Below are 22,673 nucleotides of genomic sequence, written 5' to 3' on the forward strand. Positions count from 1 at the left end.
TGATCCGACTTTCCTAGGTATTGGCTATTTTCTCTTGAGGGCGGCAAGCACCTTGCCAAGTCCCCCACGCCGGGGCTTTTTCATCGTCACCCGGCCGGTCAAAAGATGGGCGAGCTGCGAGAACGTTTCGGCCGCGGGCGCCTTCTTGTCGATCTCGGCAATCATCCGGCCACTGTTCGACGCATTGCCGAACAACACGGCGTCGAAGGGAATGATGGCGGCAGCCTCGACTTCCAGGGATTCGCAGAATTCGTTCGTGGCGATTTCCGGACGCTTGGGCATGCCGACCTGGTTGAGCACCAGATGGGGCGGCTTGTCGTTCGGTCGCAGCTTTTTCAGCGCGTCGAGAAGGTTCTTGGTATTGCGCAGGCTCGCAAGATCCGGAACTGCGGTGATGACGACTTCGTCCGCCTCACCAAGCACGGCGCGGGTCCAGTCGGTCCACAGATGCGGAATGTCCAGCACCGAGACGGGAGCGCTGCGCTGCAGGATCTCGAGGATCGGATGAAACGCACCGCTCTCGAAATCATAGGCCCGGTCGAGCATGGAGGGTGCCGCCAGCAGCGACAGGTGTTCGGAGCACTTGGTGAGCAGGCGGTCGAGGAAGACCTCGTCCAGGCGCTCAGGCGCAAAGACGGCTTCGGCAATGCCCTGCGGCGGATCCTGGTCAAAATCGATATTGGCGGTGCCGTAGGGCAAGTCGAGATCGGCCAGGATGGTCTCGGTCGAGAAAAGGCTGGAAATGCCCCAGGCGCAATTGTGCGCGATCACCGACGAACCGCAGCCGCCCTTGGCGCCGATGAAGGCGATGCTGCGGCCGAGCGGCTCGGCCTCCGGGTCGACGAAGATCGCCGAAACGGCCGTCAGCACGTCAGGCATGGATACCGGTGCGACCATGTATTCCGAGATGCCGTTGCGGATGAGCTCACGGTAGAGCCCGATGTCGTTGTGCTTGCCGACGAGGATGACCTTCGTGCTCGGATCGCAGACCTCCGCCAACGGCGCGAGCTCCGCCAGCAGCGAGCGCGGTTCGGTCGACGTCTCGAGAATGATCAGGTTGGGCGTGGAGACGGTCGCAAACATGTTGGCGGCAGCGTCGATGCCGCCGCTGTTGATGCGAAGGCTGACTTTCGCCATGCGCCGGTCCTGCCCGCAGCGCTCCATGAGCTTGAGCATAGCGTTGCTCTCGCAAAACGCATGGATCGAGATCCGCGGCAGCGGCCGTACCTGTTCCAGATCGCCGGTGCGCACCGTATCGAAGGCGGGATCGTCCCCCTCGCCTCCGGTCTCGATCCTGTAGTTGATCGTGTTCATCTCTTCATCCCACCGGTATCAGTTGAAGATGACGACCGGGCCGTCGCTCTTCTCGGTTCCGCGCCAATCCGTGATCACCTGGCCACGCTGCACCGCATCAATCGGCGACATCTGGCGCGGACCGAGCAGGTCGGTCGGGTTCGCGATCTGGGCCGCCAGGTTCGATTGCGAGGCGCAGCCGAAGTTGTAGTAGTTCTTGTTTTCCATCGTGTTGAGGTTCAGATCCTCCGGCCAGGTGCCGCAAGGCGCGGTCTGGGCGGTGATCGCCACGTAGCTCAGCCGGATCGGCGCGGCGTCTCCATAGGGTCCGGCATCGTAGCTCGTCTCCAGCAGGCGCTTGGCCGGAACGCCGACGGAAACCAGAACGCTGCGGATTTCCCTACGCACGGCCTGGGCGGCACTGCTGTTGGCCGCTCCGCGCGGCATCATGATCTGCACCACGCCGCTTGCGGAATTGCGATAGTCGGCCGCAAAGCCGGCGATGACGTCGCGCGTGCCCTGAGTCAGGCGGCGGTCGCCTGAAGCGATCGGGATATCGATGGCGCGCTCGCCTTCGGCCAAAACGATCGGATGGCGGGTGCGATAGTCGTCCGGGATCGAGCCGGTGGCCAGATTGTCCCTGGTGCCGCAACTGGCGAGGAACAGGCCGACGACGGCGAGCATGGCCGCGTGGCTCATGCGCCGGATGGAGACGCTGGATGGGCTCAGGGACATGGCATTCCGCCTTTCAGAATTCTCGTGGAAACCGGTTCGACGCGTCATGACCCGACCTATTTGTAAATGAAGCCGACATTACCGTGGTAGCGCCCTGCCGGAGCCGCCGCCTCCGGCCGCCCGTAGATGCGGTTCACGCGGCCAAGAAAGTAGCTGTCGAGATCGTTGGCCGGATTGAAATTGTCGTCAGGCCGAGAGATCGCGCTTCTGGCGACAGGGCGGACCAGGTAAGGCGTGGCAATGATGACCAATTCGGTCTCGTTGCGCTGGAAATCCTTGCTGCGGAACAGCGTTCCGAGGATCGGGATCTTTGCCGCGCCCGGCACACCCGACATCGCCTGGCGAATGTTATCCTGTACAAGACCGGCGATCACGATCGAGCCGCCCGAAGGGAGCTCGACGCTGGTCGACGCCTCTCGCCGGCGGATGCCAAGGAAGGTGTTGCCGGGAATGTTTGTGAAGCTGTTGCCCGTTACAACCGAACCCTCGTAGGTCGGCTCCGAGACTTCCGTCTCGACCGCGAGGCTGATGCGGCCGGCACCGAGTACGACGGGCTTGAAGTTCAACCGAATGCCGTACTCGACATCGTTGACTTCTCGTTCGACGGTGGTCTCGCCGTTTTCTTCCATCACCTCTTGCGTACCGGCCAGCCGGAACTCCCCGCCGACGTAGAACTTAGCCTCCTGGCCGGAAATGGCCGTGAGGCTGGGTTCGGCAAGCGTGCGCATGACGCCGGCCTGTTCCATCGCGTTCACGTAGCTCTCCAACAGGGTCGAACCGACCGTGCCACTGATGAGCGCGTTGGCACCGACGCCGATCGCATTGCCAAGGTTCGCCGGGTTGCGGAAGGCCAGGCCACTCTGGCCGTCAGCGATGCGCCCGTTGAACCCGAGTTGCTTCAACACCTGCCTGCTGACCTCGGCGACGGTCACCTTCAGCGTGACCTGATCCTCGCCTTCAATCGTCAGAAGGTTGACGATCTGCGAGACCTGACGGTCTTCGGCGAAGATATCCGCGTCGCCGTTGTTGCCCTGGGCGGTGATGTTGCGCGTGGTCGCCTCGCCGCCCTGGAGGAAGGCCTTGGCGAGATCGACGGCACGGGTGGAATCGAGCGGCGTGCGCACGGTTCCCGTCAGTACGATGTTGTCCGAAACGATCTCGACATTGATATCGGCTTCCGGAATGAATCGGCGCAGGTTGGCCTGGAGGTTGGCGACATCGCGCTCGACCTCGATATCGAGACTGACGATCTCCTCACCGTTGGGACCGAAGACGAAGATGTTGGTCTGGCCAACGGCTTTGCCAAAGAGATAGACCCGCCGTGACGTGCGGGTCACGGCGTCGGCGAGCGACGGATCCGCAACCAGAATGTCGTGCGCATCTGACGGCAGGTCGACGACCACGGCCTTGTTCAGACCGAGACTGACCTTCTTCTTCACGCCAGGTCCGCTTTCGACGATCCGTACAACGGAGGACGCCGCCGCCAGCGCTTCCGCCGGCATCGGCAGATACATGCCGGAAAACGCCAGGCAGAATGATAGGCCGGCTGCGACAGACGCCCTAAATTTGTTTCCGCTCCGTTTCACCTTGTGCCCCGTTCTTACCTGGTTACTGCTCGTGTCTGTTACTGCTGCGCCTGGCCAACAGCGGCGCCATCGCTCTTGACGATCGAGCCGGACTTGATGACCTGGATGCTTGGCTGGCCGTCGCCGCTCAACAGATAGTCGGCGGCGTCCGTGTCGGATTCCTGTGCGTCGGCCACGCTTCGCAGTGCCAATGAGATGCGTTCGGCCATCTGCTGCGCGACCGTCATGACCTTCGATTGGTCGGGTGTGAGCTCCAGCGTCGCGGTGGTGCCGACGACCGATTTCGTCCCGTCGTCCTTCTCCTCGACCTGCTGGTCGATGGCGAGCACGCGAACGTTGCTGAGCACCGTTTCGGTCAGGTAGAGTTCGCCGTCGCCCTTGCGCACCATGATCACGTCGACGCGGTCATTTGGCAGGATGAAACCGCCGGCGCCGGTGGCAACCGTGATCTCCGTCGCCACCGCCCGCTTTCCGGCCGGCAGCAGAGAGGACATGATTCGGCTTGAAGAATCGGCGACTTTTTCGTGCCGAACCGGCTCTCCGTTGAAGATCGGCAGGCGGACGACCGCTCCGCTCAGATCATCGATCGCGGTCGGCTGGCTTTCATCGGTAATCAGGCCGTCGACGACGCCGTCCTTCGGCCAGGCCATCCAGTGGATGGAATCACCGCCCAATCGTGACCCGACCGGCAGGCTTTTGCTGGCGACCAGTACGTTGATGGTCGGCGCACGCTCGATCAGCGGCTCGGCCGATTGCATGGCCGGGGCGCGCGTCAGCTTCATCGCCAGTAGACCGGCCGCCGCAGCCGAAAGCACGGCCACCGCCAGGATGATGATGCGAACGGGTTTCATGATCGATTCCGAGCCCCAAAGATTTGTTAGGGCCAGATTGATCAGGAATTGGTGTAATTATGGTTAACAGATTACTTATGGAGACAGCCAAGAAAGGGTGACGGCATCCTTCCGGCGAGTTTGCGGCTAGGAGAGCCGCGCAAAGGCCGCTTCCATCAGCGGCGACGATGGATAGGCAACCAGGCCGCCGAGCGCGATGGCGATGCCATAAGGGATCTTCTTCGCAGTCAGCAGCAGCTGTGGAACCGGAATTCCGCTGGCGAGGATCGCATTTTCCTGCCGTCGCAACGCCAGCACGATGAGCGTCAGCGCGCCGCCAAAAATGGAGACATAGAGAAGGAAAGCGGCCAGAGACGGCGTAAAGCCAAACCAGATCGCACTTGCGGTCAACAACTTCGCATCACCGCCGCCCATCACATTGGCGGCAAACAGGGCGAAGCACGCGGCAAATACCGCCATGGCCGCGAGCACATGCAGACCGATTTCGCTGAAGTTGAGCCCGGCCAGCAGCGCCACCACGAAAAAGGCACCGACAAGGATGACAGAAGCGCGATTCGGGATCGTCATGGTCAGCAGGTCCGAAAACGCCGCGAACCCCAGACAAAAGGGAAAGATCACGAAAATGGCCGCCTCAATCATGGTCCCTGCCTTCCCGAAATGACGGTATGCAATCTTCAACCTGCAGAAAGGTCTGCAGATAGCAATGGAGCCGCCTTTGCAGCGGCTCCATCGTCGATCCCTTGCGAGACCTTAGTCGTCACAGTTTACCGGCAGTGCTCGTCGAAATCTTCGAGCCGACGCCGTCGAACGTGGTGTCAAGCGCGCTGCCGAGCGTGCTTGCACCGGCAATCAGCGCTACGGAGATGAGTGCTGCGATCAGGCCGTATTCGATGGCCGTCGCGCCGGACTCGTCACGCAGCAAGCGGCAGAAAATCGTCTTCATCGGATCCCCCTCCGTTTGGAGCAGCTCGCTTAGAGCTTGCCTGCGGTGCTCGTCGACAGCTTGGTGCCGAGGCCATCGAACGTGGCATCGAGCGTGCTGCCGAGCGTGGTTGCGCCGGCGATCAGGGCGACGGAAATCAGAGCGGCAATGAGGCCGTATTCGATGGCAGTGGCGCCGGACTCGTCCTTCATCAGACGGGCAAAAATCTTCTTCATGATGATTCTCCTACTTCACGTTGTTGTTCAGCACTTCCGCCAACTGTTGCCGTTGATCGGATGGCCTCAAACTAGTCCTGGCGCATTGCCATCGACTTAAGGAAGGCGGTTACCTGAAGGTTAACGAAGCATCGCTGTTTTTTGGGTAAACGAACAGAAAATGAATTGGCCGGAATCCGAGCCATCTCGGGGCTTAACGGTTCATTCACCAAGACAGGGGAGTATGGCGCAAGCACCACTCCAGGAACCTGCCATGACCTTGCCATTTGCGACGGGCCGAGCCGCCATGTTTGCCTTTGCGATCGCCGCGCTCGCCCCGGCGGTCGCGATCGCGGCTGAAAACGACACAATGCGCGTGTATATGGATCACGCGCGCGTGCTCAAACTCGACCGCCCGGTCAGCAAGGTCATCATCGGCAACGCCGAAGTGGCGGATGCCACGGTTGCCGACGCCCGCACGATCGTCATCACCGGCCGCAACTTCGGCACGACCAATCTGGTCATCCTCGATCAGGACGGAAACGCGATCGTCGACGAGCGGATTCTGGTGTCGATCGATGAAGGCAACACCGTGCGCGTCTACAAGCAGACGTCCCGCACCGTGCTCTCCTGTACCCCAAATTGTGAACGTCACGTCGAACGCAAAACCGCAGGTAGCACCAACTAAATTTTATGGGTCCAGAACCCGCGATTCGTTAAAATGTACATGATCTGCGGGAACGAAATATCAATGGTTGCCCCATAATCTGCCGGCCGTCTGGCGTAACATGATGGGACGGCACAATGAGCATCGAGCAGATAGTCAAGCGTCCGCGCGGGGAAGAAATCAGGCGAAAAGGCATTCTGCGACGCTTCGCTCGCGACCGCAAGGGAACGACAAGCATCGAGTTTGCCATCCTCGCCTTGCCCTTTTTCCTGGTGATATTCGCCTCGCTCGAGACCTTTGCTGCCTTCTACGGCGACCAGTTGCTGGCGAACGCAACCGAGACGATGGCGCGCAAGGTGCGCACCGGGCAGATCACGTTCGGTCGCGGAAAACCGACCGACATGTCGCAAACACAATTCCGCCAGGCCTTCTGCGACGAGATCTCCGTGCTCATGAAATGCTCGGCCACCGAAGCGGCCCAGCCTTCCCAGTTCTACCTGGACGTCCGGGCGGTCACGGACCTCACCAAGTTTCCGGTGGCCATCCCTCGCAAGGCCGACTCTACCGATATCGACACGAGCGGCTTCAACTTCGCCCCCGGCGGCCCCGGTTCGTTCAATGTCCTGCGCGCCTACTACCGCTGGAGCGTCATCACCGACCTCGTCAGGCCGTTCGTGACCAACTTGCGGCCTGCCGGCGCAAGCATGCCGAGGGATTACCTCATGGTGGCGACAGCCACCTTCCGAAACGAGAGCGAGTGAGGTTCACCGTGAAGGAGTTTGCGATGCAAAAGATCCTGCGCCTCAAGGCGGCTGCCGGCATCCTTCATGCGCTCAGGCGCGACCGGCGCGGGGTTGGCGCTGTCGAGTTCGCGATTGTCGCGCCCCTCCTGGTCATGGCCTATCTCGGGGCGTTCGAGCTCTCGGTCGGCTTCACGGTCGCCACCAAGACAACCCGCGCGGCGAGTGCCGTCGCCGACGTGGTGGCGCAGCAAACAGAGGTCAACAAGACCTTCCTCGTCAATATCGCGAATGTCGCAAAGAGCATCCTGGCGCCCTACGACAACTCCGGCTACACGCTGAAGATCACCGGCATCAAGGTGAGCAACACCAGTGAGGGCACCGTCCTGTGGTCGCGCGATCAGAACGGCGGCATTCCCTACCCGGTCAACACCAAAGTCACCATCCCCGGCCAGTTCGCGGTGGAGGAATCCTTCGTCGTGCGGACCGAGCTGACCGTTCCGCACGAGCTCCTGCTCTATGCTCCGAGCCTTCAGGCCTCCGCCAAGACCATCAACCTCTCCAAGACCGCCTATTTTCATTCGCGCTCCACGCAACCGATAAAATGCCCTGACTGCTGACCGCCGATCAGCGCGACGCAATTGCATTGCGGACCGAGCAGCGCTATCCCTGCCAGACCGCGCGGAGCCTTGGATCCATCTTCGCGCTTGTTCAGGAGCTCCGGGGCGCGGTGCGATCGCGCTTCCGCTTTCAGGGTGCGTCATGGCGCGTGCATTTCTTTTCGTTCTCGATTCCTTCGGCATCGGCGGAGCGCCGGATGCCGAAGCCTTCGGTGATGTCGGTGCAAACACGCTTGGCCATATTGCCGAGTTCTGCGCCGCGGGTGCTGCCGACCGCGCGGGCTTGCGCGAGGGTCCGCTCAGCCTGCCGAACATGTCTGCGCTCGGCCTCATTCATGCGGCAAAGCTTGCGACGGGCACCATTCCCAAGGGCATGCCGGTACCCAATCGCGTCTATGGCGCCTTTGGTGCCGCCAGCGAGGTGTCGCGCGGCAAGGATACGCCATCGGGCCACTGGGAAATTGCCGGAACGCCGGTCATGTTCGACTGGGGTTATTTCTCCTCCGAAGGCGACGCCTTTCCGCCCGAGCTCGTCGAAGCCATCTGCCGCGAGGGTGATCTTCCCGGCATCCTGGGCAACTGCCACGCGTCGGGCACAGACATCATCGCCCGCTACGGCGAGGAGCATGTGCGAAGCGGCAAGCCGATCTGCTACACGTCTTCCGATTCCGTCTTCCAGATCGCAGCGCACGAACAGATCTTCGGGCTCGAGCGGCTGCTCGGGCTCTGCCAGACCGTCCGCCGCCTGCTCGACGACTACAATATCGGCCGGGTCATCGCCCGCCCCTTCGTCGGCACCAGTCCGCAGAGCTTCAAGCGCACCGGAAACCGCCGCGACTACTCGGTGCTGCCGCCGGAGCCGACGGTGCTTGACCGGCTGTCGGAGGCGGGCCGCACAGTCCACGCCATCGGCAAGATCGGCGACATCTTCGCTCATCAGGGCGTGACCAAGCTGACGAAGGCCGATGGCAACATGGCGCTCTTCGATGCAAGCCTCGCAGCAATCGACGAGGCCGAGGATGGCAGCCTGGTCTTCACCAACTTCGTCGATTTCGACATGCTCTACGGCCACCGCCGCGACGTCGCCGGTTATGCGGCGGCGCTTGAAGCCTTCGACGCGCGCCTGCCGGATCTCGACCGCCGCCTGCAACCGACCGACATCGTCATCCTGACGGCCGACCACGGCTGCGACCCGACCTGGCGCGGCACCGACCATACCCGCGAGCGGGTGCCGGTGTTGATGTTCGGCCCGTCTCTGCGCAGCCGCTCGATCGGCGTCGCCAACACCTTTGCGCATATCGGCGAAACCGTCGCCAAACACCTTGGCATCGCGCCGGGTCACCATGGGAGAAGCCTCATTTGACCGCACACCTGAAGAAGGCGGAGCTGCATTGCCATATCGAAGGCGCCACGCCGCCGGAGCTGGCTTTGGCGCAGGCCGAGAAATACGGCATCGACACCAGCGCAATCATTCGCGACAAGGCCTATGTCTGGGAAGACTTCACCAGCTTCGTCAAATGTTATGACGCCATCGCCTCGCTGTTTCGCACAGAGGAAGATTATGCGCTGCTTGCGGAAGCTTACCTGACCGAGCTTGCCGAAGCCGGCACGATCTACAGCGAGATCATCGTTTCGCCCGACCACGGCAACACGATCGGCCTTGGCGCCGACGCCTATCTCGATGGGCTTGCGGCCGGCATGGAAGCCGCCAGGCAGAAGATGGGGATCGAATCGCGCATGCTGATCACCGGCATTCGCCACCTCGGCCCGGATTCCGTCATCAAGACCGCTGAGTTCGCGGCCAAGCGCGAGCACACGCTCGTCACCGGCTTCAACCTCGCCGGCGAGGAACGCATGCACAAGGTCGCGGATTTTGCTCGCGCCTTCGACATTGTGCGCGATGCCGGCCTGGGATTGACGATCCATGCAGGCGAGCTCTCCGGTGCCTTCAGCGTGCGCGATGCACTCGACCATGTGCGCCCGTCGCGCATCAGCCATGGTGTTCGAGCGATCGAGGACATGGACCTGGTGCGGCGTCTCGCCGACGCGGGCGTGGTGCTCGAAGTCTGCCCGGGCTCCAACATCTCGCTGCAGGTCTTCCCGGACTTTGCCTCGCATCCGCTGAGAGCCCTTGATGAGGCCGGCGTGCGGGTTACGCTCAACTCCGACGACCCGCCGTTCTTCCACACCTCGCTGGCGCAGGAATACGACATCGCCTCTGCGGTCATGGGCTTTACCGACACGGAGATCAACCGCATGACCCGCACGGCGATCGAGGCTGCCTTCGTCGACGAGACGACCCGCCAGAACCTGCTTGCGCGGATCTAGGATCCTCTACGCCAAATTCGATTGGTCGGCTGGGGATGACGTTCTCCGACCGGCCAATACCCTTGCGGCGACGACGCATTCCATGGAAAAAGGACGGATGCATAAAATCCGGGAAGGTGAGCCATGAACGGCGTTACAGTGATCGATCATCCGCTTGTGCAACACAAGCTGACCATCATGCGCAAGAAGGAGACCTCGACCGCTGGTTTTCGTCGGCTCCTTCGCGAGATTTCGACGCTGCTCTGCTACGAGGTCACACGGGATCTCGAGTTGACGATGGAACGCATCGAAACGCCGCTGCAGGAGATCGACTCGCCGATTCTCGAGGGCAAGAAGCTTGTGTTCGCGTCGATCCTGCGTGCCGGCAACGGGCTGCTCGAAGGCATGCTCGAGTTGGTGCCGTCCGCCCGCGTTTCGCATATCGGCGTCTATCGTGATCACGAGACGCTGGAAGCGGTAGAGTACTATTTCAAGGCTCCGGAAAGCCTGTCCGAGCGCCTGATCATCGTTGTCGACCCGATGCTCGCCACCGGCAATTCGTCAATCGCAGCGATCGACAAGCTGAAGGAGCGCGGCGCCAAGAACATCCGCTTCCTCTGCCTGCTCGCAGCGCCCGAGGGTATCCGCAACTTCCAGAGCGCGCATCCGGATGTGCCGATCTTCACGGCGTCGATCGACAGCCATCTGAACGAGCACGGTTACATCATGCCGGGGCTCGGCGATGCCGGCGACCGTATGTACGGCACCAAGTGATTTCCTGATCCTTAACCAGGATCGCAAATCGACAAGAAAGCCGCCGTTACCGGCGGCTTTTTTTCATGCCGTCTTAGGTGTCGCCTGCTCTACTGGTCATATGGCAGGGCGCCGTCCCTTCTTCGACACGCGCCATTCCCTGCCACGCTTTGAGTTGCCGTCGAAAGGTGATGTCCGTGCTTGTCCGTCTCATGGCATTGGCCGGTGTGGCCGCGGTTGCTGCGCTGCTGGTGCCAAACCTCGCCACCACCCTCCTCAAACAGCCGGAAAGCAAGCCGGCTGTCGAAGGAACGGCTGTGCAGCCAACGACGACTGCGAAATATGCGATGGGCAAAAGCGTCGTGCTCGATCCGGATGCGAGGGGCCATTTCGTCGGAACCTTCCGCATCAACGGTCGCACCGAGCGCGGTATGATCGATACCGGCGCCAGCACGATCGCCATCAGCCTGTCGACCGCACGCCGTCTCGGCATTTCGCCAGGTTCGTTGTCCTTCACGGCACGCGTCAACACCGCCAACGGCGTCGTCGAAGCCGCCCCGGCCGTGCTGAACCGTATAGAGATCGGCGGCATATCGGTGCGCGACGTCCAGGCCCTGGTGCTGCCGGACAAGGCGCTGTCGGGCACGCTCATCGGCATGACGTTCTTGAGCCGGCTGTCGTCCTACCGGGTCGAAGACGGCGCCCTGCACCTCGTCAGGTGATCTTCGCCAGGACCGGCGAGCGTCTTTCCGGCTCGACATCATCGATCGTATAGAGTTCGTGCAGGCGCTTGCACGCAGCCTCGGCCGTGTCACGATCCGCAGCATGGACGAAGGCGATCAGGTCGCCCTTCTCGATCCGTGTCCCAAGCGGCTTCAGCGCATCGAAACCAACCCGATGATCGATCCTGTCGTCCGGGTGCGACCGGCCACCGCCGAGCGCTATGACGGCCACGCCCAGTTCACGGGTCTCGCACGCCGCGAGATAGCCGGAGTTGCTGGCTTCGACCGGTAGAATGACCGGTGCCCGCCCCAGATAGCTCACCGAGCGCTCGACGAAATCCGCTGGACCGCCGAGCGCATGCACCATTTTTCCGAAGTGCTCCAGCGCTACGCCGCTTGATAGCGCCCGGAGCGCATGCGCTTCTCCCTCCGCCGGCGTGGCGGCGACACCGCCAGCCACAAGCATTTCGGCGGCAAAGGCCAGGACGACAGTCTCCAGCCGCGTTCCGTACTTCTCGCCCCTGAGGAAAGCCAGGCAATTGTCGATCTCGAGCGCGTTGCCGGCGGCATCGGCCAGCGGCTCGTTCATGTCGGTCAGAAGCGCTGAGGTGCGAACACCGGCGCCATTGGCGACGTCGACCAGCGAGCGCGCCAGTATCTCCGCTTCCTTCGCATCGCTCATGAAGGAACCGTTGCCGAGCTTGACGTCGAGTACCAGCGACTGGAGGCCGGCGGCGAGTTTTTTCGACAGGATCGATGCCGTGATCAGCGGCACGGAATCAACCGTCGCGGTCACATCGCGGATGGCATAGAGCCGCTTGTCGGCCGGGGCGAGATTGGCGGTCTGGCCGATGATGGCACAGCCGATCTCATCGACCGTTCTGCGAAACAGTTCGGCAGACGGTTGGATATTGTAGCCGGGTATCGATTCCAGCTTATCGAGCGTGCCACCGGTATGGCCGAGACCGCGGCCGGAGATCATCGGCACTGCCAGGCCGCAGGCCGCAGCGATCGGGGCCAGCATCAGCGAGACATTGTCGCCGACGCCGCCGGTCGAATGCTTGTCGGCGATAGGGCGGCCGATCGAGCTCCAGTCGAGTGTTTCGCCAGAGTCACGCATTGCCAAGGTCAGCGCCACCGTCTCTTCGCGACTCATGCCGGAGAACCAGATGGCCATGGCGAAGGCCGCAACCTGCCCTTCGGAGATCGCGCCATCCGAAAGACCGCGGACGAAGTCTGCGATTTCTGCGGGGTCCAGGCGCTCGCCATTGCGCTTGCGCCTGATCGTTTCCTGCGGGAGCCTGGTCACTGGCCGGACACCGCTTCAGCCGCGATCATCTCCTTCAGGATCGCCGCGAGCCGCTTGCCACCAACCGGCGCCATGTCCTTGGTCTCATGATGGCTAAGCTCGCCGCCGGTCATGCCGGCGCCAAAATTGGTAATCACCGATGCGGCCGCAACCCTAAGGCCAAAGAACCGGGCAAGGATGACCTCCGGCACGGTCGACATGCCGACCGCGTCGGCGCCAAGGATGCGCGCCATGCGGATTTCCGCCGGCGTTTCGAAGCTCGGGCCGGAGAACCACATGTAGACACCGTCGAGAAGCGGGATGCCGAGACGCGCGGCACTCTCCTGCATCTTGCTCGCCAGTTCCGCATCATAGGCGCTGGTCATGCCGACGAAGCGGTCGTCACTCTCGACGCCGATCAGCGGGTTGAAGCCGGAGTAGTTGATGTGGTCGGAAATCCGCATCACCGAACCCGGCGGCAGGTCTTCGCGCAGCGACCCGGCGGAATTGGTCAATACCAGGCACTCGACGCCGAGGTGCTTCAGGGTCTCCAGCGGCACGCGCATCGCATTGGCATCGCCCTGCTCGTAGTAGTGGACCCGGCCGGACAGCATGACGACCGGCACTCCGCCAAGCGTTCCTGCCACCAGTTCCCCGGCGTGGCCGGAGACGCTGCTGACCGGGAAGCCCGGGATCTCTGCATAGGAGAGGCGCAGGGTCTCATCCATGGCCTCGACCAGCGAACCAAGCCCCGAACCGAGCACGATGCCATGGCGCGGCGAAAGGCCCGCAAGCCTTGCCTTCAACATCTCAGCGGCGGCGGTCATCCGAGAATCTCGGTCTCGAAGCTGTGCGGCAGGAGATCCGACAGCGCCAGGGTCTTCTTCACGCCGGTCTCGTCACACAGGAAGATGCGGGTGCTGGCGCCGGAAAACTCCGCAAGCCGCTGCCGGCAGCCACCACAGGGCGGGCAAAGCGCCAGCTTCTCGGCGATGACGGCCACTTCCATGATCTTGCGCTGGCCGGCCATGACCATATGGCTGATCGCCGTCGTCTCGGCGCACCAGCCTTCCGGGAACGACAGGTTCTCGATGTTGGCGCCGGTATAGATCTTGCCATCCTCGGCGCGGATCGCCGCGCCGACCGGAAACTTCGAATAGGGCGCATGAGCCTTGGCCATCGCGTCGCGCGCGGCCTCGAACAGTTCTTCTTCCATGGTTCTAGCGCTCCTTGACATAGGGGACGCCGCCGGCCTTCGGCGGGATTGCCTTGCCGATGAAACCGGCGAGCAGGATAACGGTCAGAATGTAGGGAAGGGCCTGCATCAACTGCACCGGCACCTGGCCGATCAGCGGCAACGGATTTCCCTGGAGACGGATCGCCAGCGCATCAAGGAAGCCGAAGAGCAGGCAGGCGAGCATGATGTTGAGCGGCCGCCACTTGGCGAAGATCAGCGCCGCCAGCGCGATGTAACCCTTGCCGGCGGTCATGCCCTTGACGAAGCCCGCGGTCATCGCCAGCGAAAGATAGGCGCCGGCAAAGCCGCAGAGAATGCCACAGCAGATGACAGCACGATAACGCATCCAGATCACCGAGATGCCGGCGGTGTCGACGGCGCCCGGATTTTCACCGACGGCGCGCAACCTGAGGCCGAAGCGGGTGCGATAAAGGATCCACCAGCTCAAGGGCACCATGGCGAAGGCGACATAGGTCAGAAGGAAATGACCGGAAAGCAAATCCGAATAGATCGGGCCGAGGATCGGGATCTCGCGGATGCTGTCAGCAAAAGGGAAGGTGATCGTCTGGAAACGCGAACCTTCACCGAGTGCCGGCGTGCGTCCGCCCTGACGGAACCAGGCCTCGCCGAGAATGACCGTCGAGCCGGCAACGATGAAATTGATGGCGACGCCGGAAACGATCTGGTTGCCGCGCTGGGTGATCGACGCATAACCATGCACCAGCGACAGCGCCACCGAGATCAGAATGGCAGCCAGCAAGCCCATCCCCACCGATTGGGTGACCGCAGCAACGGCACCCGCGGCAAAGGCCGCGCCGAGCATTTTGCCTTCAAGACCGATATCGAAGATACCGGCGCGCTCGGTGAAGAGACCGGCCAGGGCTGCGAAGATCAGCGGAACGGAAACGCGAATGGTGGACTCAAGGAGCACCACGAGGACGTGGAAGAAATCCATGGCTTCAAGCTCCCTTGGTCTGAGCAACGACGGCCGCGCGGCGACCCCACGCAGAAAACAGCCGGCCAATTGCCGGCCGGAACATGTTCTCCAACGCGCCGGCAAACAGAATGACCAGACCCTGGATGATCACGATCATGTCGCGGGAGATCGACGGCATTTCGAAGGAGATTTCAGCGCCTCCCTGGTAGAGCATGCCGAAGAGGACGGCGGCGGGAATGATGCCGGCCGGATGGGAACGCCCCATCAGCGCAACGGCGATACCGACGAACCCGGCGCCTTGCACGAAATCGAGCTGCATGCGGCCCTGCTCACCCATGATCGGGTTCAGCGCCATCATGCCGGCAAGGGCGCCGGAGATCATCATGGTGATCACGGTAATGCGGCTTTCGCTGATGCCGGCATAGCGCGCCGCCGAAGGGCTATGGCCCATGGTGCGCATCTCGTAACCGAGCTTGGTGCGCCAGATCAGCAGCCAGACGCCGAAGGCCGCAACGAGGGCGAGCAGGAACGACACATTGAACGGCGCCGTGCCGATATCCAGCCCGAAGATCGCAAGCAGCCAGTCGAGTTTGGGCAATTGCCCGCCTTCGGCGAAGGTTCGCGTCTGCGGCGACATGGAGCCGAGCGGCTTCAATACGCGGGTCAAGAGATAGACCATCAGGCTCGAGGCGATGAAGTTGAACATGATCGTCGTGATGACGATATGGCTGCCGCGCCTAGCCTGCAGCCAGCCGGGCAGAAAGGCCCAGGCCGCGCCGAAGAAGGCGGAGCCCAGGATCGCGAGCGGGAAAACGATGAACCATGGCATCGTCTGGTCGAGCCACAGGCAGGCGAGCGCCACGCCGATGCCGCCGACATAGGCCTGGCCCTCGCCGCCGATGTTGAAAAGCCCGGCATGGAAGGCAACTGCTACCGCAAGACCGGTGAAGATGAAGGTCGTCGCATAGTAGAGTGTGAAGCCGAGATACTCGCCGCGGCCGAAAGCACCGTTGATCAGGTGGTAGGCTGCCTCAAGTGGATTTTCACCGACAAGCAGAACGACGAGACCGGCCACGAAAAACGCAACGGCGAGGTTGACCAGCGGGATAAGGCCATATTCGACCCAACCCGGGAGCTTTGCATAGGGATTGCTCATTCTGCGGCCTCCTTGCGGCCTTCGACGCCGGCCATCAAAAGGCCGAGCTCGCCCTCAGTCGCGTCCGGTGCCCGTTCGCCGACGACGCGGCCGGCAAACATGACGAGAATACGGTCCGAAAGGGCGCGGATTTCATCGAGTTCGACGGAAACCAAGAGCACTGCCTTGCCCTGGTCGCGCATCTCGATGATCCGTTTGTGGATGAATTCGATGGCGCCGACATCGACGCCGCGGGTTGGCTGGCCGATGATCAGCACGTCAGGACCGCGTTCCATCTCGCGTGCGAGCACGATCTTCTGCTGGTTGCCGCCGGAGAAGTTGGCGGTTTTCAGCCGGGCGTTCGGCGGACGGATGTCGTATTCGGCGATGCGCTGTTCGGCATCCTTGCGGATCGCATCGATGTTCAGGAAGGCACCATTCAAATAGCGCTTGTCGTGGTGGTAACCGAGGATCGCATTCTCGCACTCCTCGAACTTCAGGACGAGGCCGACATGATGGCGGTCTTCCGGCACATGGGCGAGACCGCGGTCGCGCAGGTCACGCGGATCGGCGCGGCCACTCACATCGATCGGCTTGCCGTTGAGCGTCACGGAACCGGAGACGGCGCGGCGGATGCCGGAAATCGCCTCGAGCAGCTCCGACTGGCCGTTGCCGGCCACCCCGGCGATGCCGACGATCTCGCCGGCGCGCAGGTTGAACGAGACATTGTCGACCATGGTGACGCCACGGCCGTCCTTGACGGTCAGCCCCTCGACCGCAAGCTTGACGTCGCCGGGCTTGGCTTCGCCCTTTTCGACGCGCAGGAGCACGCGGCGACCAACCATCAGCTCGGCAAGTTCTTCCACCGAGGTTTCCGCCGTCGCGCGCGTTGCCACCATTTCGCCGCGGCGCATGACCGAGACCTCGTCGGTGATCGCCATGATCTCGCGCAGCTTATGGGTGATCAGAATGACGGTCTTGCCCTGGCTTTTCAGCTGTTCGAGAACGCGGAACAGATGGTCCGCCTCGGCCGGCGTCAGAACGCCGGTCGGCTCGTCGAGGATGAGGATATCGGCGCGGCGATAAAGCGCCTTGAGGATCTCGACGCGCTGCTGCAAACCGACCGGAAGCTCTTCGATGATCGCGTCCGGATCGACCTCCAGCGCATATTCGCGCTCCAGCCGCTTCAGCTCGACACGCGCCTTGGCAATGCCCTTGTTGAGGATCTGGCTGTCCTCGGCGCCGAGCATGATGTTCTCAAGAACGGTGAAGTTCTCGACCAGCATGAAGTGCTGGTGGACCATGCCGATGCCGGCGGCGATCGCTGCATTCGGATCGCGGATGGCAACCGGCTTGCCGTCGACGAGGATCTCACCGCTATCGGCCTGGTAGAAGCCGTAGAGGATCGACATCAGGGTCGATTTTCCTGCACCGTTTTCGCCGATGATGCCGTGAATCGTCCCCTTGCGGACCTTTAGATTAATGTTCTTGTTGGCGTGGACCGGACCGAAGCTCTTGTCGATCCCACGCAGCTCGATGGCAATATTGTCCATATTGGCCTTGCGATCCCCAAACTGGCCCGCTTCGGCATTCTTCCCAGAAACCGTGCCGGCGATTTTTTACCATTTGGTATAAGTTTATCATCGATTTTGCGGGGCGGAAGCCCTCAATCGAGATCTCCTTATACTCTCACCGGATCGCTGATGAGAGTCCAGCGTGAATATACACAGGCGCTTGGGGCCAAACTGGGCAGAAAAATCGCGAAAAATCCCAGCATTTTCGCACTCTCGCCCGTCGCTGCTCGCATATGAACGCAAAAAGCCGGCGGCACGCCGTGCCGCCGGCTTTTCGTGTGAAGGGCCCGCTCAGCCGGCCTTGACAGGCCGCAGCAACCGCAGCGCGTTGATAGTGACCAGCACGGTCGCCCCGGTATCGGCAAGAATGGCCGGCCATAGACCGGTCACGCCGATGATCGTGGTCACCAGGAACACAGCCTTGAGGCCGAGCGCAATGGCGATGTTCTGGAAGATGTTGCGCATGGTCGCGCGGGAAAGCCGGATCATCGCGGCGACGTCGCCGACGCGCCCATGCAGAACGGCCCCATCGGCGGTTTCGAGCGCGACGTCGGTCCCGCCGCCCATGGCGATGCCGATATCGGCCGCGGCAAGCGCCGGTGCATCGTTGATCCCGTCGCCGATCTTGGCGACGCTGAAACCCTTGGCCTTCAGTTCCCGGACGATCCGCTGCTTGTCCTCGGGCAGGAGTTCGGCGTGCACCTCCATGCCGAACTGGCGGCCGATGGCGTCGGCGGTGCGGCGGTTGTCGCCGGTCAGCATCACCACGTGAATGCCGGCATCCTTCAGCGCCTTCACCCCAGTGGCGGCGTCAGGCCGCGGCTCGTCGCGCATGGCGATGGCGCCGGCAACGGTACCGCCGGCCACCAGCACCGAAACCGTCTTGCCTTCGTCGTTGAGGGTTGAGACACGCGCCTTCTGGTCGTCGGTCATCGGCACGCGTTCACCTGCGGCCTTCGGCGAACCGAAGAACAGGGCAACGCCATCGACAGCCCCCTCCAGCCCCTTGCCGCCAACGGCGTTCACCGTCGCAATCCCGGGGATGGAGAGCCTGTCGGCCGCACTGCGCTCCAGGATGGCGCGCGCCAGCGGGTGGCTGGACCCCTGCTCGAGGGCGGCCGCCAGTCGAAGCACGTCGGCCTCCGTCCCGTGGAAGGCGACGATGTCGGTCACCTGCGGCCTGCCTTCCGTCAGCGTGCCGGTCTTGTCGAAGGCAGCGGCCGTGACGCGGCCGACATTCTCGAGCACGGCGCCCCCCTTCAAGAGCAGGCCGCGCCGTGCGCCGGCCGACAGGGCTGCGGCGATGGCAGCCGGCGTCGAGATGACGAGCGCGCAGGGGCAGCCGATCAGGAGGATAGCGAGGCCCTTGTAGATCCATTCATCCCAGGCGGCGCCCGCCAGCAGCGGCGGCAGCACCGCAACCAGCGCCGCCAACACCACAACGGCAGGGGTGTAATAGCGCGAGAAGCGGTCAATGAAGCGCTCGGTCGGTGCCTTGCTCTCCTGCGCTTCCTCCACCAGACGAACGATGCGGGCGATGGTGTTGTCGGCAGCAGCGGCCGTCACCTGCACGCGCAGAGCGCCCGAACCGTTGACGGTTCCGGCAACGACCGTGTCATTGGTCTCCTTGCGAACCGGCATGCTTTCGCCCGTTACGGGCGCCTCGTCGACAGCACTTTCACCAGAAAGGACCAGGCCATCGGCCGGAATGCGGTCGCCCGGGCGCACGAGAATGATCGCCCCGACGCTGAGCGTCTCGGCGGGCACTTCATCGAGCCGGCCGTCCCGCTCGACAAAAGCGGATTTGGGAACCAGCGCCGTCAGCGATTGGATACTGGCACGCGCCTTGCCGGCCGCCACCCCTTCCAGCAATTCGCCGACGAGAAAGAGCAGAACGACCATCGCCGCCTCTTCTGTCGCGCCAATGAAGACCGCGCCAACGGCGGCAATCGTCATCAGCATCTCAATCGAAAACGGCGTGCCCATGGTGGCCGCGACAAGCGCACGGCGCGCGATCGGCAGCAGGCCGACCAGCATGGCCAGCGTGAAGATCCAGGGCTCGGTCGCCGGGATCATATTGCCGACCCCATAGGCGGCGACCAGCGCCAGACCGCTGGCGATCGTCAGCTTGCCCTTGCCCGATTTCCACCAGGGGCCGCTCGTCGGTCCATGGTCATGGCCGTGAAGACCGATGGCCGCAGCCTTCTCAGCCTCGCCCTTCGGCCTGGCACTGCCCGCCGGGTGACCGTGATGTTCATGGTGATGGTCGCGACCATGGTTATGATCGCGGCCATGGTGATGACCGTGATCGCCGTGATCATGGTCGTGAGCGGAGCATACGTGCGCCGGCGCCGTCCTTTCGTGTCCATGACCGGCGGCAATCGGATGCAGGCGATAACCGAGTTTTCCGACCTTGCTGACGATCGACGTCGAAAGGTCGTTCTCGTCGGCAAATTTTACCAGCATCGTGCCCGCCGACACGGAGACCGAGACATCCTCGACGCCAGAAAGCCTGCGCACCGCCGTATCGATCTTGGTCGCGCAGGACGCGCAATCCATGCCTTCGACGCGATAACGGGCTTCCCGAATAGTATTCGCCATAACCAGTTCCTTACATTGTTTGGAGCAGGCTACGACCTCTAGTCACTAGAGCTGCAAGACGAAATTGTAAGGAGAATGTCGGTTTTTTGCTCTATCGCGCCAGGAAGCGGATCACCCAGTCCGGCAGCCCCTTGTAGGGCGGCCTGATCAGGTCACTTGGCGCCGGATCGAACTTCCGCAAGACCGACATCGCCTTCGAGAATGTCAGAAAGCCCTCTCGCCCGTGATAATGGCCCATGCCGCTCGCACCGACGCCGCCGAAGGGCAAGTCACTGCAACCGAACTGGTAGAGCGTGTCATTGACGCAGACGCCGCCGGCAACAATGCGTGAGAGCACGGCTTCGATTTCCGGTTCGCTGCGGCTGAAGCAGTAAAGCGCCAGCGGGCGGTCCTTGTCGCGCACATACTGGACCGCCTCGTCGATCGAACGATAGCTGACGATCGGCAGGATGGGACCGAAAATCTCCTCGCCCATCACCGCACTGTCCCGGTCCGGTTCGATGACCAGCGTCGGTGAAAGAAGGCGCGGGCGTTGGGATGCATCCGGCAGGCCATCGAGGAGCGGGACGACGCGATGGCCGCGCGCCTCGGCATCCCGCAGCAAACGCTGCAGGCGCTCATGCTGCGCGGTATTGATGATCGATGTGTAATCCTCCAGGCCTCTCTTCGCCGGATAACGACTCGCTATCTGTTGTCGTAGAAGTTCGACAAAGGCATCGCGCCTGCTCTCGTGAACAAGCACATAGTCCGGCGCGATGCAGGTCTGGCCGGCATTGAAGAACTTGCCGGTGGCGACACGCGCGGCGGCCTTTGCGAGGTCAGCGGTTTCACCGATGATCGCCGGGGATTTTCCGCCGAGCTCCAGCGTCACCGGCGTCAGATTTTCCGCCGCCGCCGCCATCACCTTGCGCCCGACCGCCGTGGAGCCGGTGAAAAACAGGTGATCGAACGGCAGGGCGGCAAAGCCGGCGGAAAGCTCGGGCCCACCGAGCGCGACCGCGACCCGTGTTTCGGGGAAGACATCGGCAAGCAGCGACTTCAGAAATTCAGCGCTCCGCGGCGTATGTTCGGACGGTTTCAGGTAGACGTGATTGCCGGCGGCGATGGCTGCGACGAGCGGCACGAGGGCCAGATTGACCGGATAGTTCCATGGCGAAATGATGCCGACGAGGCCGAGCGGCACGAAGCGGATCTCCGCCTTGGCCGGCCATAGCTTCCAGCCGGCACTGCGCCGCTCCGGGCCCGTCCAAGCTTTCAGTTTTGCCAGTGTGTGGTCGATTTCCGTGAGCACGACCCCAGCCTCGCCGAGCAGCGTCTCATGGCGTGCGCGGCGGCCGAAATCCGCGTCGATCGCCTTGCACATCTCATCCTTGCTTGCGCGCAAGCGGTCCCTCAGCCGCTTGAGATCATCCCGCCGCTGCTGATAGGACGGGCGCTGTTGTTGCCATGCATCGCGCAGGCGATCGAAGGTCTGGCGAAGCTGAGCGGGTGAATTATCGTTTGTTGTCATGGGTTTCGGTCGAGCGGGCAAAGAGGTACTGGGCGGCGTAATAGGTGCCGAGCACCCAGAGTGGAGTGTAGGGAATCTGCCACCGGAAACGGCCGTAGGCGAGCAGGCTGTCACTGATCATGAACAACAGCCCACCATAGGCCGCAAGCCGGGCCGTTTCTTGCTGCGATGTTCCCTTGAGCTGCCGCCGGCGGGAAATGGCCTGGGCGGCCATGGCGCCGAGCGCCACGGCATAGATGATGACAGGGATGCGCATCTCCGGCGGCAGCGCGGTCCACAGGCCACCGACAACGGCGAAGGCAACCAGGGCAAAAAGGCCGAACACCCCGGGGTGGGCGGCAAACCTGGCGTCACGGGTGAGCGCAAAGATGTAGGCGCAATGGGTGAGCAGGAAACAGATGAGCCCGGCGAGGAAATAGTCCCCCGGCAGCATGAGAAAGGCATCACCCGCGGCGGCAAAGACGAGGCCGATTGCAACTGCATTGCCGTAAGTTCGCGGCGAAGCGGAGATGTTTTTAAAGACGGCGACGAGGAGCAACAGGGTGGCCGTCGGCTTGGTCAGATAGTGCAGCCAGCGCCAGCCAGAAACATCGCCGTTGGCAAACAGGCTGCCAAGGATTGCCAGGACGGCGCAGACGAAAAAGGCCATGTAGACCGCGCTGTTCCGCTCGCTCCTCAAGGTCTCCGGATAACTCATGCGATAGATCCCCCCTTCAAGCCTAATAGGGCTCTGTTTTGTCATGGGATAGTTTCTATTTTCGTGAGCTTGTCCAGGCGTGGCGCGTCCCCGGCCTCGGCGATGGCCCTTCCGGGCGATTGCAACGCCGCCGGCAGGGCTGCGTTCGCATTGGTCTTGCCGGGGAGTGGCGGCTCCAGAGCTAGTGGTCCGGCCTTTTCGTTGATCCCCATAGACGTCAAAAGCCCGCCGGATTTCTCCAAGCGGGCTTTTTTGATTTGGTTGCGGGGGCAGGATTTGAACC

Annotated in this window: 24 protein-coding genes; 7 read left to right on the top strand and 17 right to left on the bottom strand. The window is 62.5% G+C overall.

The features are described 5' to 3' along the window. Positions 1–24: 24 nt before the first annotated feature. The 7 genes from MKZ91_RS24475 to MKZ91_RS24505 form a co-directional block, all read right to left on the bottom strand. Complete coding sequence (locus tag MKZ91_RS24475; RefSeq protein WP_336173624.1) at positions 25–1,314, bottom strand: AAA family ATPase; 1,290 nt, start codon at positions 1,312–1,314, stop codon at positions 25–27. Between the two features lie 18 nt (positions 1,315–1,332). Beyond that, positions 1,333–2,028, bottom strand: a complete 696-nt coding sequence (locus MKZ91_RS24480; RefSeq protein WP_336173625.1) for a CpaD family pilus assembly protein — start codon at positions 2,026–2,028, stop codon at positions 1,333–1,335. A 56-nt stretch (positions 2,029–2,084) separates the two neighbouring features. Further along, positions 2,085–3,542 carry a type II and III secretion system protein family protein gene (locus tag MKZ91_RS24485; RefSeq protein ID WP_336173626.1) on the bottom strand — a complete coding sequence of 486 codons (1,458 nt, stop codon included), beginning with the start codon at positions 3,540–3,542 and terminating at the stop codon, positions 2,085–2,087. Positions 3,543–3,652: 110 nt separating this feature from the next. Next, on the bottom strand, positions 3,653–4,465 hold the full coding sequence (cpaB, locus tag MKZ91_RS24490) for a Flp pilus assembly protein CpaB (RefSeq protein WP_336173627.1): 813 nt from the start codon (positions 4,463–4,465) through the stop codon (positions 3,653–3,655). Positions 4,466–4,591: 126 nt separating this feature from the next. After that, complete coding sequence (locus MKZ91_RS24495; protein ID WP_336173628.1) at positions 4,592–5,104, bottom strand: A24 family peptidase; 513 nt, start codon at positions 5,102–5,104, stop codon at positions 4,592–4,594. Positions 5,105–5,222: 118 nt separating this feature from the next. Next, positions 5,223–5,408: a Flp family type IVb pilin gene (locus MKZ91_RS24500; protein WP_336173629.1), complete on the bottom strand. Its 186-nt coding sequence runs from the start codon at positions 5,406–5,408 to the stop codon at positions 5,223–5,225. A 29-nt stretch (positions 5,409–5,437) separates the two neighbouring features. Beyond that, entirely contained in the window at positions 5,438–5,623 is a 186-nt protein-coding gene (locus MKZ91_RS24505) for a Flp family type IVb pilin (protein ID WP_336173630.1), read from the bottom strand. Positions 5,624–5,876: 253 nt separating this feature from the next. On the opposite strand from MKZ91_RS24505, the gene MKZ91_RS24510 reads away from it, so the two are divergent. The 7 genes from MKZ91_RS24510 to MKZ91_RS24540 all read left to right on the top strand — a co-directional run bounded on the left by MKZ91_RS24510 (position 5,877) and on the right by MKZ91_RS24540 (position 11,411). Further along, positions 5,877–6,290, top strand: a complete 414-nt coding sequence (locus MKZ91_RS24510; protein ID WP_336173631.1) for a pilus assembly protein N-terminal domain-containing protein — start codon at positions 5,877–5,879, stop codon at positions 6,288–6,290. 116 nt (positions 6,291–6,406) lie between these two features. Continuing rightward, positions 6,407–7,030: a TadE/TadG family type IV pilus assembly protein gene (locus MKZ91_RS24515; RefSeq protein ID WP_336173632.1), complete on the top strand. Its 624-nt coding sequence runs from the start codon at positions 6,407–6,409 to the stop codon at positions 7,028–7,030. Between the two features lie 23 nt (positions 7,031–7,053). Beyond that, a complete protein-coding gene (locus tag MKZ91_RS24520; protein ID WP_336173633.1) occupies positions 7,054–7,629 on the top strand; it encodes a TadE/TadG family type IV pilus assembly protein in 576 nt (191 codons plus the stop codon). Between the two features lie 142 nt (positions 7,630–7,771). Then, positions 7,772–8,992, top strand: a complete 1,221-nt coding sequence (locus MKZ91_RS24525) for a phosphopentomutase (RefSeq protein ID WP_336173634.1) — start codon at positions 7,772–7,774, stop codon at positions 8,990–8,992. After that, the gene (locus MKZ91_RS24530; RefSeq protein ID WP_336173635.1) at positions 8,989–9,957 is read left to right on the top strand and encodes an adenosine deaminase; all 969 of its coding nucleotides are present in this window, start codon (positions 8,989–8,991) and stop codon (positions 9,955–9,957) included. Before MKZ91_RS24525 ends, MKZ91_RS24530 begins: the two co-directional genes overlap by 4 nt. A gap of 123 nt (positions 9,958–10,080) precedes the next feature. After that, positions 10,081–10,710: a uracil phosphoribosyltransferase gene (upp, locus tag MKZ91_RS24535; protein ID WP_336173636.1), complete on the top strand. Its 630-nt coding sequence runs from the start codon at positions 10,081–10,083 to the stop codon at positions 10,708–10,710. 170 nt (positions 10,711–10,880) lie between these two features. Then, entirely contained in the window at positions 10,881–11,411 is a 531-nt protein-coding gene (locus tag MKZ91_RS24540; RefSeq protein ID WP_336173637.1) for a retropepsin-like aspartic protease family protein, read from the top strand. Here MKZ91_RS24540 and deoA read toward each other — a convergent pair. From deoA to MKZ91_RS24590, 10 genes are all read right to left on the bottom strand, one after another. After that, on the bottom strand, positions 11,404–12,720 hold the full coding sequence (gene deoA / locus MKZ91_RS24545; RefSeq protein WP_336173638.1) for a thymidine phosphorylase: 1,317 nt from the start codon (positions 12,718–12,720) through the stop codon (positions 11,404–11,406). The genes MKZ91_RS24540 and deoA overlap by 8 nt on opposite strands. After that, complete coding sequence (locus MKZ91_RS24550; RefSeq protein ID WP_336173639.1) at positions 12,717–13,526, bottom strand: purine-nucleoside phosphorylase; 810 nt, start codon at positions 13,524–13,526, stop codon at positions 12,717–12,719. The genes deoA and MKZ91_RS24550 overlap by 4 nt, the downstream gene beginning before the upstream one ends. Further along, positions 13,523–13,915, bottom strand: coding sequence for a cytidine deaminase (locus MKZ91_RS24555; protein WP_336173640.1), 393 nt, complete (start codon positions 13,913–13,915; stop codon positions 13,523–13,525). The genes MKZ91_RS24550 and MKZ91_RS24555 overlap by 4 nt, the downstream gene beginning before the upstream one ends. 4 nt (positions 13,916–13,919) lie before the next feature. Beyond that, positions 13,920–14,891, bottom strand: coding sequence for an ABC transporter permease (locus MKZ91_RS24560; RefSeq protein WP_336173641.1), 972 nt, complete (start codon positions 14,889–14,891; stop codon positions 13,920–13,922). A gap of 4 nt (positions 14,892–14,895) precedes the next feature. After that, positions 14,896–16,029, bottom strand: coding sequence for an ABC transporter permease (locus MKZ91_RS24565; RefSeq protein WP_336173642.1), 1,134 nt, complete (start codon positions 16,027–16,029; stop codon positions 14,896–14,898). Continuing rightward, positions 16,026–17,561, bottom strand: a complete 1,536-nt coding sequence (locus tag MKZ91_RS24570) for an ABC transporter ATP-binding protein (RefSeq protein WP_336173643.1) — start codon at positions 17,559–17,561, stop codon at positions 16,026–16,028. Before MKZ91_RS24570 ends, MKZ91_RS24565 begins: the two co-directional genes overlap by 4 nt. A gap of 312 nt (positions 17,562–17,873) precedes the next feature. Beyond that, positions 17,874–20,183, bottom strand: coding sequence for a heavy metal translocating P-type ATPase (locus MKZ91_RS24575; RefSeq protein ID WP_336173644.1), 2,310 nt, complete (start codon positions 20,181–20,183; stop codon positions 17,874–17,876). Between the two features lie 91 nt (positions 20,184–20,274). Continuing rightward, positions 20,275–21,693, bottom strand: a complete 1,419-nt coding sequence (locus MKZ91_RS24580) for a coniferyl aldehyde dehydrogenase (RefSeq protein WP_336173645.1) — start codon at positions 21,691–21,693, stop codon at positions 20,275–20,277. Then, complete coding sequence (locus MKZ91_RS24585) at positions 21,677–22,390, bottom strand: lysoplasmalogenase (RefSeq protein WP_442892342.1); 714 nt, start codon at positions 22,388–22,390, stop codon at positions 21,677–21,679. The genes MKZ91_RS24580 and MKZ91_RS24585 overlap by 17 nt, the downstream gene beginning before the upstream one ends. A gap of 41 nt (positions 22,391–22,431) precedes the next feature. Further along, the coding region (locus MKZ91_RS24590; protein WP_336173646.1) for a hypothetical protein at positions 22,432–22,673 on the bottom strand (242 nt) is incomplete at its 5' end.

This window comes from Ensifer sp. MJa1, from assembly GCF_037026475.1.
In the GTDB taxonomy this organism is placed as follows: domain Bacteria; phylum Pseudomonadota; class Alphaproteobacteria; order Rhizobiales; family Rhizobiaceae; genus Ensifer.

Bases quoted from the DNA above. Each gene is read 5' to 3' on its own strand.
- MKZ91_RS24475 (WP_336173624.1), bottom strand. From the start codon at position 1,314: ATGAACACGATCAACTACAGGATCGAGACCGGAGGCGAGGGGGACGAT.
- MKZ91_RS24480 (WP_336173625.1), bottom strand. From the start codon at position 2,028: ATGTCCCTGAGCCCATCCAGCGTCTCCATCCGGCGCATGAGCCACGCG.
- MKZ91_RS24485 (WP_336173626.1), bottom strand. From the start codon at position 3,542: ATGTATCTGCCGATGCCGGCGGAAGCGCTGGCGGCGGCGTCCTCCGTT.
- cpaB (WP_336173627.1), bottom strand. From the start codon at position 4,465: ATGAAACCCGTTCGCATCATCATCCTGGCGGTGGCCGTGCTTTCGGCT.
- MKZ91_RS24495 (WP_336173628.1), bottom strand. From the start codon at position 5,104: ATGATTGAGGCGGCCATTTTCGTGATCTTTCCCTTTTGTCTGGGGTTC.
- MKZ91_RS24500 (WP_336173629.1), bottom strand. From the start codon at position 5,408: ATGAAGACGATTTTCTGCCGCTTGCTGCGTGACGAGTCCGGCGCGACG.
- MKZ91_RS24505 (WP_336173630.1), bottom strand. From the start codon at position 5,623: ATGAAGAAGATTTTTGCCCGTCTGATGAAGGACGAGTCCGGCGCCACT.
- MKZ91_RS24510 (WP_336173631.1), top strand. From the start codon at position 5,877: ATGACCTTGCCATTTGCGACGGGCCGAGCCGCCATGTTTGCCTTTGCG.
- MKZ91_RS24515 (WP_336173632.1), top strand. From the start codon at position 6,407: ATGAGCATCGAGCAGATAGTCAAGCGTCCGCGCGGGGAAGAAATCAGG.
- MKZ91_RS24520 (WP_336173633.1), top strand. From the start codon at position 7,054: ATGCAAAAGATCCTGCGCCTCAAGGCGGCTGCCGGCATCCTTCATGCG.
- MKZ91_RS24525 (WP_336173634.1), top strand. From the start codon at position 7,772: ATGGCGCGTGCATTTCTTTTCGTTCTCGATTCCTTCGGCATCGGCGGA.
- upp (WP_336173636.1), top strand. From the start codon at position 10,081: ATGAACGGCGTTACAGTGATCGATCATCCGCTTGTGCAACACAAGCTG.
- MKZ91_RS24540 (WP_336173637.1), top strand. From the start codon at position 10,881: ATGTCCGTGCTTGTCCGTCTCATGGCATTGGCCGGTGTGGCCGCGGTT.
- MKZ91_RS24550 (WP_336173639.1), bottom strand. From the start codon at position 13,526: ATGACCGCCGCCGCTGAGATGTTGAAGGCAAGGCTTGCGGGCCTTTCG.
- MKZ91_RS24555 (WP_336173640.1), bottom strand. From the start codon at position 13,915: ATGGAAGAAGAACTGTTCGAGGCCGCGCGCGACGCGATGGCCAAGGCT.
- MKZ91_RS24560 (WP_336173641.1), bottom strand. From the start codon at position 14,891: ATGGATTTCTTCCACGTCCTCGTGGTGCTCCTTGAGTCCACCATTCGC.
- MKZ91_RS24565 (WP_336173642.1), bottom strand. From the start codon at position 16,029: ATGAGCAATCCCTATGCAAAGCTCCCGGGTTGGGTCGAATATGGCCTT.
- MKZ91_RS24570 (WP_336173643.1), bottom strand. From the start codon at position 17,561: ATGGACAATATTGCCATCGAGCTGCGTGGGATCGACAAGAGCTTCGGT.
- MKZ91_RS24575 (WP_336173644.1), bottom strand. From the start codon at position 20,183: ATGGCGAATACTATTCGGGAAGCCCGTTATCGCGTCGAAGGCATGGAT.
- MKZ91_RS24580 (WP_336173645.1), bottom strand. From the start codon at position 21,693: ATGACAACAAACGATAATTCACCCGCTCAGCTTCGCCAGACCTTCGAT.
- MKZ91_RS24585 (WP_442892342.1), bottom strand. From the start codon at position 22,390: ATGAGTTATCCGGAGACCTTGAGGAGCGAGCGGAACAGCGCGGTCTAC.